The organism is Microbacterium sp. GXF6406 (genome assembly GCF_054798215.1).
Map to the genome: position 1 here is coordinate 1 of NZ_JBSJZH010000013.1, position 13,696 is coordinate 13,696.

The 13,696-nt window shown below is 67.4% G+C and carries 14 protein-coding genes, 1 tRNA gene and 1 other RNA gene; 10 read left to right on the top strand and 6 right to left on the bottom strand.

Features of this window, described 5'->3' with window-relative positions; genetic code table 11:
• The first annotated feature begins 116 nt into the window (after positions 1 to 116).
• The 3 genes from ACWAUG_RS08760 (at position 117) to ACWAUG_RS08770 (ending at position 2,921) form a co-directional block, all read left to right on the top strand.
• Complete coding sequence (locus tag ACWAUG_RS08760; protein WP_298038093.1) at positions 117 to 542, top strand: GNAT family acetyltransferase; 426 nt, start codon at positions 117 to 119, stop codon at positions 540 to 542.
• Between the two features lie 36 nt (positions 543 to 578).
• Entirely contained in the window at positions 579 to 1,451 is an 873-nt protein-coding gene (gene dapF, locus ACWAUG_RS08765; protein WP_298038092.1) for a diaminopimelate epimerase, read from the top strand.
• Between the two features lie 87 nt (positions 1,452 to 1,538).
• Positions 1,539 to 2,921, top strand: a complete 1,383-nt coding sequence (locus tag ACWAUG_RS08770; protein ID WP_460802175.1) for an LLM class flavin-dependent oxidoreductase — start codon at positions 1,539 to 1,541, stop codon at positions 2,919 to 2,921.
• A gap of 39 nt (positions 2,922 to 2,960) precedes the next feature.
• Here the strand turns inward: ACWAUG_RS08770 and ACWAUG_RS08775 are convergent, their stop codons facing one another.
• Entirely contained in the window at positions 2,961 to 3,602 is a 642-nt protein-coding gene (locus tag ACWAUG_RS08775) for a class I SAM-dependent methyltransferase (RefSeq protein WP_460802176.1), read from the bottom strand.
• 59 nt (positions 3,603 to 3,661) lie between these two features.
• Between ACWAUG_RS08775 and hflX the strand changes: the two genes are divergently transcribed.
• Complete coding sequence (hflX, locus tag ACWAUG_RS08780; protein WP_460802177.1) at positions 3,662 to 5,167, top strand: GTPase HflX; 1,506 nt, start codon at positions 3,662 to 3,664, stop codon at positions 5,165 to 5,167.
• Positions 5,168 to 5,176: 9 nt separating this feature from the next.
• Here the strand turns inward: hflX and ACWAUG_RS08785 are convergent, their stop codons facing one another.
• On the bottom strand, positions 5,177 to 5,836 hold the full coding sequence (locus tag ACWAUG_RS08785; protein WP_460802178.1) for an SIMPL domain-containing protein: 660 nt from the start codon (positions 5,834 to 5,836) through the stop codon (positions 5,177 to 5,179).
• A 144-nt stretch (positions 5,837 to 5,980) separates the two neighbouring features.
• Here ACWAUG_RS08785 and ssrA point away from each other — a divergent pair.
• Positions 5,981 to 6,350, top strand: a transfer-messenger RNA (tmRNA) gene (gene ssrA / locus ACWAUG_RS08790).
• A gap of 195 nt (positions 6,351 to 6,545) precedes the next feature.
• Positions 6,546 to 7,994, top strand: coding sequence for an aldehyde dehydrogenase family protein (locus ACWAUG_RS08795; RefSeq protein ID WP_298038082.1), 1,449 nt, complete (start codon positions 6,546 to 6,548; stop codon positions 7,992 to 7,994).
• Positions 7,995 to 8,065: 71 nt separating this feature from the next.
• Here the strand turns inward: ACWAUG_RS08795 and ACWAUG_RS08800 are convergent, their stop codons facing one another.
• Positions 8,066 to 8,644 carry a hypothetical protein gene (locus ACWAUG_RS08800; RefSeq protein ID WP_460802179.1) on the bottom strand — a complete coding sequence of 193 codons (579 nt, stop codon included), beginning with the start codon at positions 8,642 to 8,644 and terminating at the stop codon, positions 8,066 to 8,068.
• A 14-nt stretch (positions 8,645 to 8,658) separates the two neighbouring features.
• On the bottom strand, positions 8,659 to 9,465 hold the full coding sequence (locus ACWAUG_RS08805; protein ID WP_298038077.1) for an inositol monophosphatase family protein: 807 nt from the start codon (positions 9,463 to 9,465) through the stop codon (positions 8,659 to 8,661).
• A gap of 151 nt (positions 9,466 to 9,616) precedes the next feature.
• Here ACWAUG_RS08805 and ACWAUG_RS08810 point away from each other — a divergent pair.
• Positions 9,617 to 9,689, top strand: a tRNA-Lys gene (locus ACWAUG_RS08810).
• An 84-nt stretch (positions 9,690 to 9,773) separates the two neighbouring features.
• On the opposite strand, the gene ACWAUG_RS08815 is transcribed toward ACWAUG_RS08810, so the two are convergent.
• Complete coding sequence (locus ACWAUG_RS08815; protein WP_460802180.1) at positions 9,774 to 10,562, bottom strand: IclR family transcriptional regulator; 789 nt, start codon at positions 10,560 to 10,562, stop codon at positions 9,774 to 9,776.
• Between the two features lie 106 nt (positions 10,563 to 10,668).
• Here ACWAUG_RS08815 and ACWAUG_RS08820 point away from each other — a divergent pair, with 106 nt between their 5' ends.
• The 3 genes from ACWAUG_RS08820 to ACWAUG_RS08830 are packed head-to-tail and all read left to right on the top strand — an operon-like array spanning position 10,669 to position 13,281.
• Positions 10,669 to 11,451 carry a CoA transferase subunit A gene (locus tag ACWAUG_RS08820; RefSeq protein WP_298038071.1) on the top strand — a complete coding sequence of 261 codons (783 nt, stop codon included), beginning with the start codon at positions 10,669 to 10,671 and terminating at the stop codon, positions 11,449 to 11,451.
• Between the two features lies 1 nt (position 11,452).
• Positions 11,453 to 12,106, top strand: coding sequence for a CoA transferase subunit B (locus tag ACWAUG_RS08825; protein WP_298038068.1), 654 nt, complete (start codon positions 11,453 to 11,455; stop codon positions 12,104 to 12,106).
• Positions 12,103 to 13,281: an acetyl-CoA C-acetyltransferase gene (locus tag ACWAUG_RS08830; RefSeq protein WP_460802181.1), complete on the top strand. Its 1,179-nt coding sequence runs from the start codon at positions 12,103 to 12,105 to the stop codon at positions 13,279 to 13,281. The genes ACWAUG_RS08825 and ACWAUG_RS08830 overlap by 4 nt, the downstream gene beginning before the upstream one ends.
• An 11-nt stretch (positions 13,282 to 13,292) precedes the next feature.
• Here ACWAUG_RS08830 and ACWAUG_RS08835 read toward each other — a convergent pair whose 3' ends face one another.
• Positions 13,293 to 13,586, bottom strand: a complete 294-nt coding sequence (locus ACWAUG_RS08835; protein ID WP_298038062.1) for a hypothetical protein — start codon at positions 13,584 to 13,586, stop codon at positions 13,293 to 13,295.
• Positions 13,587 to 13,696: the final 110 nt, after the last annotated feature.

The window sequence follows — 13,696 nt, forward strand, 5'->3', positions numbered from 1 at the left end:
TCGCCTGAAACTCCACGCACCAAGTATCTCAATTCGTCCGCCAAAGACTTGACGAAAGACATAGGGGCACCCCCCCCCGACGCGAGGGCCCGTTCGGCACCTCATAGGCTCGTACAGTGAGCTGGAAGGTGCGCGCGTTCGCGCGAGAAGACACGGATGCCGTCATCGAGCTGTGGCAGGAGACCGGGCTGACCAGGCCCTGGAACGATCCTCGGCAGGACATCGAGCGCAAGCTCCGCGTGCAGCCCGAACTGTTCCTCGTGGCCCACGACGAGAAGACGGTCCTCGGTTCCGTGATGGCGGGATACGACGGGCATCGCGGATGGATCTACTACCTGGCCACGACGCCTGCGCGTCAGGGCGAGGGCATCGCCCGCGGTCTTCTCGCCGAGGCGGAACGTCTGCTCGCCGCCATGGGGTGCCCCAAGGTGCAGCTCATGGTCCGCACCGAGAATGAGGCCGTGCTCAGCTTCTACGACGCCGTGGGCTACGAGAGCTTCGACGTGCGCAACGCCGGGAAACGCCTCATCGCCGACATGTGAACAGTCGGCGTTGCGGAACGTCTTTAGACTGAACGCATGGTCGCATTCACCAAGGGGCACGGCACCGGCAACGACTTCGTCATCATCCCCGACCCGGACGGTGAGCTCGATCTGACGGCCGAGCAGGTCGCGGCCCTCTGCGACCGGCACTTCGGCATCGGCGCCGACGGCGTGCTGCGCGTGGTGCGCTCGACGGCCATCGACGCGGGGGCCGCGGCTCTCGCCGAGGAACCGGACGCCGAGTGGTTCATGGACTACCGCAATGCGGACGGCTCGATCGCCGAGATGTGCGGCAACGGGGTGCGTGTCTTCGTGCACTATTTGGTGCGCAGTGGTCTTGCCACGATCGAGCCCGGTTCCACGCTGCCCATCGGCACGCGTGCCGGCGTCCGTGATGTGACCGCCAGCGCCAACGGCTACCAGGTCGACCTCGGCCGGTGGAAGCTCGCCGACGGCGAGCCCCTCGCCAAGGCCCGCGGCCTCGATGTGGCCCGACCCGGTCTCGGGATCGACGTCGGCAATCCGCACGTCGTCGTCGCCCTGGCATCCGAGGAAGAACTCGCAGGCCTCGACCTCTCCTTCATCCCCGAACTCGACCCGGCGCCTGTATCGGGAGCGAACGTCGAATTCGTGGTCCCCGGCGAACCACTGGTCCGCGACGGCGTGGGACACGTCTCGATGCGTGTCTTCGAGCGCGGCGTGGGGGAGACCCTGAGCTGCGGCACCGGTGTTGCGGCCACCGCCCTCGCGGTGCGGCACTGGGCCGGCGAGCGTGCACCGCACAACTGGCAGGTCGAGGTCCCGGGCGGCACGCTCGGCGTGCGCATGTTCCCCGCCGAGGACGGCGAGCACGTCGCCCTCTCGGGTCCGGCCCAGCTCGTCTACAGCGGCACGATCGAACTCGCCTGATGTCGAGGCCGGCACCGGCCGTGAAATGAGTCGCTTCATGACATGCAGACGTGACGGCGACCGGGCTCATGCCCGACGATGGTGCCTATGAGCAAGCAGATCCGTTTCAACGCCTTCGACATGAACTGCGTCGCGCACCAGGCTTCGGGCATGTGGCGTCACCCGCAGGACCGCTCCGCCACGTACAAGAAGCTCTCGTACTGGACGGATCTCGCTCAGCTGCTCGAGAAGGGCCGATTCGACGGCATCTTCATCGCCGATGTGCTCGGCACCTATGACGTCTACGGCGGCTCGAACGAAGCCGCCATCCGCCACGGCGCCCAGGTTCCCGTCAACGACCCGATCCTCACCGTCAGCGCCATGGCCGCCGTCACCGAGCATCTCGGCTTCGGCGTCACGGCCGGCACGGCGTACGAGCACCCCTATCCCTTCGCCCGTCGCATGACGACGCTCGACCACCTCACGGATGGCCGCGTGGGCTGGAACGTCGTGACCGGCTATCTGCCGTCCGCCGCGCGCAACATGGGCCACGAGGACCAGCTCGAGCACGACCAGCGCTACGACATCGCCGACGAATACCTCGAGGTCGTCTACAAGCTCTGGGAGGGGTCCTGGGAGGACGATGCGGTCATCAACGACCGCGAGAACGGCGTCTTCACCGACCCCGCGAAGGTGCACGACATCGAGCACCACGGAAAGCACTTCACCGTCCCCGGCATCCACATCTCCGAACCCTCCCCGCAGCGCACCCCGGTCATCTACCAGGCGGGCGCATCGCCGCGCGGCATCGCGTTCGCAGCGGGCAACGCGGAGGCGATCTTCGTGGCCGCCCCCACGAAGGCGCGCCTCGCCGAGACGGTCAAGCGGGTCCGCGATGGTCTCGAAGCAGCCGGCCGCGACCGCTACTCCGCCAAGATCTACACGCTCTTGACGATCATCACCGACGAGACGAGCGAGAAGGCCCAGGCCAAGTACGAGGACTACCTGCAGTACGCCAGTGACGAGGGCGCTCTCGTGTTCATGTCGGGCTGGATGGGCGTCGACCTGTCCCAGTTTGACCTCGACGAGCCGATCGGCAACGTCAAGAGCAACGCGATCCAGTCGACCGTGGCGAATTTCCAGCAGGCCAACGAGGACGGCAAGGAATGGAAGGTGCGCGATATCGCGCGGCTCGGCAACATCGGGGGCCTCGGGCCCCGTGTCGTCGGCTCTCCCGCCGAGGTCGCCGATTTCCTCCAGGACTGGGTCGAGGAGACCGATGTGGACGGCTTCAACCTCGCCTATGCGATCACACCGGGGACCTTCGAGGATGTGGTCGAGTTCATCGTCCCCGAGCTGCAGCGCCGGGGCGTCTACCAGACCGAGTACACTCCCGGAACCCTGCGCCACAAGCTGCACGGTGACGGCGATCGACTGCCGGACACGCACCGCGGCGCGGGCTACAGCCTGAGCCAGCGCACCGGCGTCTGATGCGACGATGCCCCGGGAGGAAATCCCGGGGCATCGTTGTCAGATGAGGTCGATCGGTTCGGTCGGCGGGTTGCCGTGCCGGCGCACCTTCAACACCCGGAAACCCTTCGCCGTCGCGGCACGCGAGATGCTGTAGCCCTCGTCGAAGGTGGCGTCCAGCCACCGCTGCAACGAGTCGGAGCCGAGATTGCGCTGCACGACGAGGTAGGCGTCGCTGCGCTCGTCCAGACGAGGGATCCACTTCTGGAGCATGTCGTGGAGCACGCTCTTGCCGACCCGGATCGGCGGGTTCGAGCGGATGGTCCGGAAGGCGATGTCTTCGGGAACGGCATCGGGTGTGACGGCCCTGATGTTGGTCAGGCCGAGAACCTCAGAGTTTCGGCGCACGAGATCCAGGGCGCGCTCGTTGACATCGACGGCCCAGATCGTGGCATGGGGTGACGCCAGCGCCATGGTGATGCTGATCGGGCCCCAACCGCTGCCGAGGTCGAGAAAGTCGCCGCTCGGTGGGAGCGGAGGCATATTGGCGAAGAGGACTGCTGTTCCGGCGTCGAGGCGGTCGGGACTGAAGACGCCACCGGCGGTGGTCACCTCGAGTTCGCGTCCTGCGAGCGTCACCGGGATGGTGCGCAGGTTCTCCGCACTTGCCGGGTCCGCAGTGAAGTAATGATCGGACCCCATACCGTGAGCGTACCGGAGAGGCGGGCTAACATTGAGGCGCCGCACACAGAAGGCAGAGGATGACGAAAGCCACAGAAGATACCAACTCCGACGACACGCTGGACCGGGTGCTCGCGAGCGCGGACAAGCGCACGCAGGTGAGGGTGTTCGGTGACGCGCAAGCGCTGCAGGATGCGTCGACTGCGGGGCATGCGGACAGTGACGGCGACCAGTGGGATCTCGCCGATCGTCATGCGCTGCGCCGTGTCGCGGGCCTGTCGACCGAGCTCGAGGACGTCACCGAGGTCGAGTACCGGCAGCTGCGCCTGGAGAACGTGGTTCTCGTCGGTGTGTACCCGCAGGGCGCGCAGGCGGATGCCGAGAACTCGCTGCGCGAGCTCGCCGCCCTTGCGGAGACTGCGGGGGCCGTCGTGCTCGATGGCGTGCTGCAGAGGCGTCCGCACCCGGATCCGGCGACCTATGTCGGCCGGGGCAAGGCGGCGGAGCTGAAGGACATCGTCGCCGCGACGGGCGCCGATACCGTCATCGCCGATACGGAGCTCGCTCCGAGCCAGCGCCGTGCGCTCGAGGACGTCGTGAAGGTGAAGGTCATCGACCGCACCACGGTGATCCTCGACATCTTCAGCCAGCACGCCAAGAGCCGCGAGGGCAAGGCCCAGGTCGAGCTCGCCCAGCTCGAGTACCTGCTGCCGCGTCTGCGCGGCTGGGGCGAATCGATGAGCCGCCAGGCCGGTGGCCAGGTCGGTGCCGGCGGGGCCGGAATGGGCTCGCGTGGTCCGGGTGAGACGAAGATCGAGCTCGATCGACGCCGCATCCGAACCAAGATGGCGCTGCTGCGGCGTCAGATCCGGGATTTCGCCCCGGCACGAGATGCGAAACGGGCGGAGCGCAAGCGCAACACCATTCCGTCGGTTGCGATCGCCGGGTACACGAACGCCGGAAAATCCAGTCTGATGAACGCGATCACGCACGCGGGCGTGCTGGTCGAGAACGCCCTGTTCGCGACCCTCGATGCCACCGTGCGTCGTACGGAGAGCGCGGATGGGCGCGTCTACACGCTCACCGACACCGTGGGCTTCGTGCGCAATCTTCCGCATCAACTGGTCGAAGCGTTCCGCTCGACGCTCGAGGAGGTCGGGGAGTCCGATATCGTCCTGCACGTGGTCGACGGCGCGCACCCCGATCCGTCCGGACAGCTTCAGACGGTGAGGGATGTCATCGGCGACGTCGGCGGTCGCGACCTGCCGGAGATCGTGGTCTTCAACAAGGCCGATCTCCTGACCGACGACGACCGCCTGGTTCTGCAGGGGCTCGAGCCGCGAGCTCACTTCGTGTCCTCCCGCACGGGTGAGGGCATCGAGCAGTTGCGTATCGCGATCGAGGACGCGCTGCCCAAGCCCGCTGTCGAGGTGCGGGCGCTCATTCCCTACGACCGCGGCGATCTGGTCGCGGCGATCCACGAGACCGGGATGCTGCTGTCATCCGAGCACGGCGAGCACGGCACCGAGGTGCACGCGCACGTGTCGGAGCGCCTGGCTGCGGAACTCGCGCCCTTCACCCGCTGAACATGCCGTTCAGGAGGCGGTGAAGCGGGCTTCGACCGTTGCCGAGACGACGATGTCGTCCGGCTCGTAGGACATCGCCGGTGCGCTCTCCGCAGCGGCGAAGGCGGCCGCGCGAACCTGCAGGCCGGGCTGTGCCGCGCGCGGCGCCGAGATCATGCCGACGTCGGCGATCTCCTGCGGCACGACCGAGGTCAGCCCGAGCGCCGCCGCGTACGCCTCGGCGCGGGCCACGGCGACGCCGACGGCTGCCGCGGCGACCTCCTGCTCGATGCGAGCGCGCGTGTGCGGGGTCAGGGCCCAGCTGACATGCCCGATCTTGAGGCCGTCCTCACCGGACATCTCCGATGCCCAGAGGGAGAGTTCGGATGCTTCGGCGAAGGTCGCTGTGAAGTCGACCGAGGCGCGGTAGACGGTGGCGAGGCGCTTGCCCTCGTTGTTCCAGGGGCGGTCGCCGCGCACGCTCAGGCGCTTGCTGCTCCATTCGACGAGGGTTCCCGCCTCGACTCGCTCCTCGAGCCCCGCTCGCAGGGGTTCGGCGCGGCTGAGAGCCTCGGTGACGACGGCGGCACGATCGTGGCCGTCGGAGGAGACGGTGAGATGGATGGTGGCACGTTCGGGGGTGACGCGGATCTCGTTGTCGCCCCGCACGGTGATGGTGACATCGCTCATGCCAGAGACTCTACGGCAGCGCCCGGCGCAGGCAGGGGAATGGCGTCGGTCGCGGATCCGTTGTAGTGTGTGATGCTCGGGCACTTCGGTTTCCGAGATGGTAATTCCACAGAGTGACAACGGCACCTTCAGATGAAGGACCACGGGGCTGATCGGTTTCGACAGCGCCTGTGAATCCACGTGAAGCGGGCCGAGGATGCAGGGTTATCTCGTGAACGCTCCCTGCAAAAACATAGTTGCCGAATCCAAGCGCAACGACTTCGCCCTCGCTGCATAAGCGAGCCCGATAGTCCGTCAGACCGTATGTGATCCCGATACGGACCCTGGCGTCATCTAGGGATCTTGCTGCGTGATGGCGTCTGGACGTCACGCAGGACTCTTCCCAGGCTGGGCTTGTCGACTTAGGTGTCTGTGACAAAGGTCGGAGCCGAGTAGAACGTCTGCACAGACTGCGCCCGGAGAAGCCGCGGAGGCTCAGCGTTGGACGGGGGTTCGATTCCCCCCAGCTCCACAAGCCGTTGTCACTGTGAGAAGCCTCTCGGTCCCTGTACGCACAGGGATCGAGAGGCTTTTTCATTTCTGCGCCGAGGGGCGACCAGTTGGTCTCGCTATGGTTGTTCCGCGAGATCGACGATGCCGCAGCGCGTGCCGTTCGCGTGTCAGACGGTTGTCGTCGGACCGATCGAGAACTGAGGAGTGAGGACCGAGCATGACAACGATCTGGGCCGAGAAGATCTACACCGGCGGCGGTTTCGTCGCCAGCGTGGGAGGCGTTCTCGAGGTCGAGGCGCCCGCGACAGGCGAAGTGATCGCGAAGGTGGGCCTCGCGAACCCGGCGGATCTGGAGGCGGCGGTCGCCGCAGCGCAGGCAGCGCAGCGGGAATGGGCGGCGTTGCCGTACACGCAACGCGCGGCGGTCATGGCGAGAGCCTCCGCGATCCTGCAGGAGAACCCGGAGCGACTGACCGAATGGTTGGTGCCGGAATCTGGATCCGGTGCGGGAAAAGCCGCATTCGAAGCCGGGCTGGTCGCCTCCGAGTTCGCCGAGGGTGCGGCGCTTGCGTCGCAGCCGTACGGTCAGCTGCTGCGCAGCATGAAGCCGCGCACATCGATCGGGCGTTACATCCCCGTCGGCGTGGTCGGCGTCATCAGCCCGTTCAACTTCCCCGCGATCCTGTCGGCGCGCTCCGTGGTGCCCGCGCTGGCGCTCGGCAACGCCGTCATCCTCAAGCCCGACCCGCGCACGCCGATCGCGGGCGGTCTCATCCTCGCCGAGATCCTCGCTGAGTCCGGCCTCCCGGATGGACTGCTGCACGTTCTGCCCGGTGGGGCGGACGTCGGGGCGGCGCTCGTCGCTCATCCCGCTGTTCCCTGCATCTCGTTCACGGGCTCGACGGCGGCAGGCCGGAAGATCGGCGAAGCCGCTGCACCCCTCCTGAAGAAGGTGCACCTCGAGCTCGGCGGCAACAACGCGCTGCTCGTCCTGCCCGACGCCGACGTGGATGCCGCGGCGTCTGCCGGTGCCTGGGGCTCCTTCCTGCATCAGGGGCAGATCTGCATGACGACCGGACGCCACCTTGTGCACCGCAGCTTGGTCGAGGAGTACACGGCCAAGCTCGCGGCGAGCGCGGAGCGGATCACGGTCGGCGACCCGACGAACCCGGAGAACGCGCTCGGTCCGATCATCGATGCCGCACAGCTCGCGAAGGTCGACGGCATCGTGCAGGAGTCGGTCGCGGCGGGCGCGAAGCTTGAAGCGGGCGGCACTTATGACGGCCTGTTCTATCGCCCGACGGTCTTGTCGAACGTGCCGCATGATGCGCCGGCGTTCGCTCAGGAGATCTTCGGCCCGGTCGCCCCGATCACGGTGTACGACACCGTCGACGAAGCGATCGACATCATCAACTCCTCTGAGTACGGCTTGTCGGTCTCGGTCCTCACGGGCAACCCATACCGTGCATTCGAGTTGGCCGATCGCATCCAATCCGGAGCTGTGCACATCAACGATCAGACGGTCGATGACGAGGCGGTCGCGCCGTTCGGCGGGACGAAGGCATCGGGCAGCGGCGGTCACTTCGGTTCGTCGGTGAATCTCGACACCTTCTGCGATCTGCAGTGGGTGACGATGCAGGCAGACATCGAGCGCTACCCGTTCTGAGTCGTCATCGACGGTTGAGAACCCGACGAGATCGCCGGGTTCTCAACCGCCTTCACGAATCTCGACCCGCGTCAGGGGGCGGTGATGAGCAGCAGGCCCTGCTTCGTGTCGGACACGGTGGTCCAGCCGTCGCCGAACTCGTAGGTCATCCCGAAGCCGTCGTCATCGGTCGCGACCGCGAAAGCGGGGTTCGTCGTGATGTAGGTGTGCCCATCGCTGTCGGCGCGCTGCCAACCCTCTCCGAGCAGCTTCTGCTGTGCTGCATTGGATGCTGCTGCATCAAGCGGTGCCCAGCCGAAGATCTGGACGTGGTCGGAGGCGATGGTGTAGTCGCCCCAGACGCACTGGATTCCGCCCTCGACGATATCGCCGCCGAAGCGGAACTCCTGCTGCTCGTAGGTCCAGCCGAAGTCGGTGAGGGAGGCGACGGTGTTCTCCGAGAGGATCGATTCGCAGGTGGCTTCGCTGGGCGTCGTCTCCTCCGGCTCGTTCACGACCGGCGCGGCGTCTTCGGCGGGCGCGGGGGCGGGGGTAGACACCTCGGGGGATGCCGCGGCGGTCTCCTCCGGCTTCGGGGTCGGTGAGCACGCGCTCAGGACGACCGCGAGTGCGGTGGCGGTGAGTGCGATGAGGGGGATGCGGGGGGTCATCTCCGGCCTTCTGATCAGTCGTGCGTGGGGTGGGTGATGGTGAGGAAGGCCTCGTGGAGAAGGCCGTTTGTCGCCAGCGATGACCGATCGGAGATCGTGTCCTCGCCGTCGAAGGAGGTGAAGCGTCCGCCGGCTTCGCGGACGATCGGGACGGCCGCGGCGATGTCGTACTCCTTGACGTCGAACTCGGCGACCATTTCGAGGCGGCCTTCGGCGAGGAGCATGTACGAGTACACGTCGCCGTAGGCGCGGTCGCGCCAGACGCGCTCGGCGAGGGCGAGGAGCGCGGGCAGGTGGCCGGCATCCGCCCATTGGGTGATGCTCTGGAAGCTGACGGCGGCATCGTCGACGGATGCGACGGCCGAGGTCTGCAAGCGTCGGGGGCCGTTCTCCGTCGCGGTCCAGGCGCCGTTGCCGGTGGAGGCCCACCAACGGCGGCCGAGCGCCGGCATGCTGACCACGCCGACGGCGGGGACGCCGTCGATCGCGAGGCAGATCATGGTGCCCCAGAGGGGGACGCCGCGCATGAAGTTCGCGGTGCCATCGATCGGGTCGATGATCCACTGACGGTTCGTGCTGCCGGTGGCGCCGAATTCCTCACCGAAGATGCCGTCTTCGGGGCGCTCGATCGACAGCTGCTCGCGGATGGCGCGCTCGGTCGCGAGGTCGGCATCCGTGACATGCGTCCGGTCGGCCTTCGTCGAGATCCTCAGATCCGCGGCGTCGAAGCGGGGCAGGGACTGCGCATCCGCCGCATCGGCCAGTCGCAGAGCGAGGGCGAGATCCGACGACAGGTCGTTTTCTGCGGGGGAGAGGGTCACCCTCTCAGGATACTGGCCGGTCGCCTCGGCAACCCAGCCCCATCGCCGCGACTCCTCGCGCCACGCCCGGGCCGCTCGATGATCGGGCCCGATTTGGCATGTTCCCCGGCCTCCGGTAATGTTTTATCTCGGCCGGGGATAACCCAGCTAAGCACCTCTAGCTCAATCGGCAGAGCAATTGACTCTTAATCAATGGGTTCAGGGTTCAAGTCCCTGGGGGTGCACGGAACAAGCCCCGTTTACACTCTCGCCAGTGTGAACGGGGCTTTTCTGCTTCTCGGATGCCGTTGAGCCGCAGCGGCTCCGGCTCAGCGGCGCGTATTCGCGATGCGCGTGGAGAGCTCATGCGCGTGGGCGAGGAGCGTGCGTCCGAGCTGCGGCGAGCGATCCGGCCCGAAGCGGAATTCCACACCGGTCAGGCTCAGCGCCCATTCCGGGCGCCCGGCGCGATCGAAAACCGCGGCACCCATTCCCCAACTGCCCTCGACGATGAGGCCCGGGTTGACGGCGTATCCGCGTTCCTGAGTCTCCGCCAGGCGTCGGCGCAGGGGAGTCCGGGTGTGCGTGCGGCCCCAGCGCTCGCCGAGGTGGGGATGCCGCTCGAAATAGGCGTTCGCTTCATGCTCGGGCAGGAACGAGAGGATCGCGAGTCCGGCGCTCGCAACGCCGAGGGGGAAGCGCACGCCTTCGCTGAGCACGAACGATCGGATCGGGAAGGATCCCTCCTCTCGGAGTAGGCACACGGTTTCGTCTCCGCGCCGCACGGAGAGGAAGGCGCTCTCCTCGGTCTTGACGGCCAGGGACCGGACGATGTCGCGGGCCAGCGCCGTCACGTCGTAGCGTGCCGCGGCGACCGTGCCCATGAGGAAGAGTTCGGGCCCCGGCATCCAACGCGTCGTCTCCTCGTCGCGATCGACGAGTCCTTCCATGCGCAACGCGCTGAGGAGGCGGTGGGCCGTGGAGCGGGAAAGGTCGGCGTCGTGCGCGAGGGAGGCGAGGGACGCACCGTTCTCGCCGGCGGCTGTGACCAGTCGCAGGAGGGAAGCGGCCCGTGCGATGGCCTGGGCGCCGGGGACCGAGCGGGAAGCGTGTTCCATAATGTGGACGCTATCCCCGGTATCGGCCATATCGCAAGATGTGCCTTCATTGTTGAGACTTCTGGGGCGGATGCTGGAACCAGACCCCCACACAAAGGAGTGCCGCGTGATCGACAAAGAATGGGCCACGGCGGCCGAAGCCGTCGCCGATATCTCGGATGGAGCCTCGCTGGCCGTCGGCGGCTTCGGCCTCTCCGGCAACCCGATCGCCCTCATCGACGCCCTGCTCGCGCAGGGAACGACCGGCCTCAGCGTCGTCAGCAACAACTGCGGCGTCGACGACTGGGGGCTCGGGGTGCTCCTGAATGCGAAGCGCATCCGCAAGATGACCTCGTCCTATGTGGGCGAGAACAAGGAGTTCGAGAGGCAGTTCCTCTCGGGGGAGCTCGAGCTCGAGCTGACCCCGCAGGGGACTCTGGCCGAGAAGCTGCGCGCCGGAGGCTCCGGGATCGCGGCCTTCTACACGCAGACCGGCGTGGGCACGCAGGTCGCCGAGGGCGGACTGCCCCGTCGATACAACGCCGATGGATCGGTCGCGGCCGCCTCGGTGCCTAAGGACACCCGCAGCTTCGCGGTCGATGGCGTCGAGAAAGAGTTCGTGCTCGAAGAGGCGATATCGACTGACTATGCGCTCGTGCATGCAGCCCTCGGCGACCGGCACGGCAATCTCGTCTTCACCAAGGCCGCCCGAAACTTCAACCCGCTGGCGGCCATGGCCGGGCGCGTGTGCATCGCGCAGGTGGAGCGCCTCGTCGAACCCGGCGAGATCGACCCCGACAGCATCCACCTTCCCGGCGTCTTCGTGCATCGCATGATCGAGGTCGGCACCGACATCGAGAAGCGCATCGAACGTCGCACTGTCGCGCCCGCCACGAACGAGGGGAACTGAGATGGCTCTGACACGCGAGCAGATGGCGGCGCGGGCCGCCGCCGAGCTGACCGATGGCTCCTACGTCAATCTCGGCATCGGTTTGCCGACGATGGTGCCCAACTACGTGCCCGCCGGGATCACCCTGGTGCTCCAATCGGAGAACGGGATCCTCGGCGTCGGACCGTACCCGACTGAGGAGAACATCGACGCCGATCTCATCAACGCCGGCAAGGAGACCGTCACGACGCTCCCCGGCACGGCATTCTTCGACTCGGCCACGAGCTTCGGCATGATCCGCGGCGGCAAGATCGACGCGGCCGTTCTCGGCGCCATGCAGGTCTCGGCCTCCGGAGACCTGGCCAACTGGATGATCCCCGGGAAGATGGTCAAGGGCCCGGGAGGTGCGATGGACCTCGTCCACGGCGCCGAGCGGCTCATCATCCTCATGGAGCACGTCGCCAAGGACGGCTCGGCGAAGATCGTCAACGAGTGCTCGCTGCCGCTGACCGGGCGCGGCGTCGTTCACCGAATCATCACCGACCTGGCCGTGATCGATGTGACGGATGACGGACTGGTGCTCATGGAGACCGCGCCGGGCGTCAGCGTCCACGACGTCATCGCCGCGACAGAACCGCCGCTGTCGATCTCCCCGGAGCTGAAGGAGCAGTCATGACCGACATCGTCATCGTCGCCGCCGCACGCACCCCGCAGGGGCGTCTGAAGGGGCAGCTGGCCGGGTTCACCGCACCCCAGCTGGGCTCGTTCGCGATCCGCGGCGCACTGGAGAAGGCATCCATCGATCCCGCAGCCATCGACGCGGTCATCGTCGGCCAGGTGCTCGCCGCGGGATCCGGGCAGAACGCCGCCCGTCAGGCGGCGATCGGCGCCGGCATCGGGTGGGATGTTCCCGCCCACTCGGTCAACAAGGTCTGCCTGTCGGGACTGACGGCGATCATCGATGCCGCACGAATGATCCGGACGGGGGATGCCACGACCGTCGTCGCCGCCGGAATGGAGTCGATGACGCGGGCGCCGCACCTGCTCATGGGCTCGCGCGACGGCTGGACCTACGGCAGCGTCGAAGTGCTCGACCATCTCGCGCACGACGGCCTGACCGACGCCTACGACCAGGAGAGCATGGGCGCCTCGACCGAGCGCCACAACGAGCGCTTCGCGTTGACACGCGCCGACCAGGATGCCGTCGCCGCCCTCTCGCACCAGCGCGCCGCCGCCGCGGCGGAAGCGGGCGTCTTCGACGCCGAGATCGTCGCGGTCGAGGTTCCGCAGCGCCGCGGCGACGCGGTTCGGGTCACGCGCGATGAGGGAGTGCGCCCGGATACGACGCTGGAGAGCCTGGCGAAGTTGCGCCCCGCCTTCGCGAAGGACGGCTCGATCACCGCCGGCAACGCCTCGCAGATCTCCGATGGTGCGTCAGCGGTCGTCGTCACCACCCGCGAGAACGCCGAAGAGTACGGCTGGCCGGTGCTCGCGGTGATCGGGGCGAGCGGTCAGACCGCCGGCCCCGACAACTCTCTGCAGACACAGCCCGCGCAGGCGATCGCCCGCGCCCTCGAGAAACAGGGCATCGCGGCATCCGATGTGGATCTCGTCGAGATCAACGAAGCCTTCGGAGCCGTCGTCGCCCGCTCCCAGCGCGACCTCGGCCTCTCCGAAGACATCGTCAACATCCACGGCGGCGGGATCGCGATCGGACATCCGATCGGCGCATCCGGCAATCGACTGGTCGTGCACATGGCGCACGAGCTCTCGCGCCGCGGAGGCGGCACCGCGGCCATCGGGCTGTGCGGCGGAGGCGGACAGGGGGAGGCCCTGATCCTCACCCTCTGACGGGCGAGGGCTCAGCGGCCGCGGGCCTGCGCGTGCGCATCGGCCTGCTGCTTCTGCGCCTTCGCCTGCGTCTTCTGCGCCTTCTTCGCCTGCTTCGACTGCAGCGGAGAGTCCGAGGCGACGAGCATGCCGCGGCTCTCGCGGCTCATGTCGACGGCCGCGCCGACCGCCAGGGCGAGCGTGATCCCCCAGCTGAGCCAGGCGAGGACAGCGCGCCATGTGATCGGGGCATCCCTGGTTCCGCGCAGGAGTGAGACCCCCGCGGTGATCGCTCCGATGAGGCCGGTGCTGAAGAGGTAACGCATGCCCCCCAACCTACCCGCGGCACGGCGTGCCCGGGTAGAATGGGTGCGGCGCTTCGGCGCCCGAAGTCGTGCATCTACCGGACGTCGGCACCCCGACGGACAACGGCGGC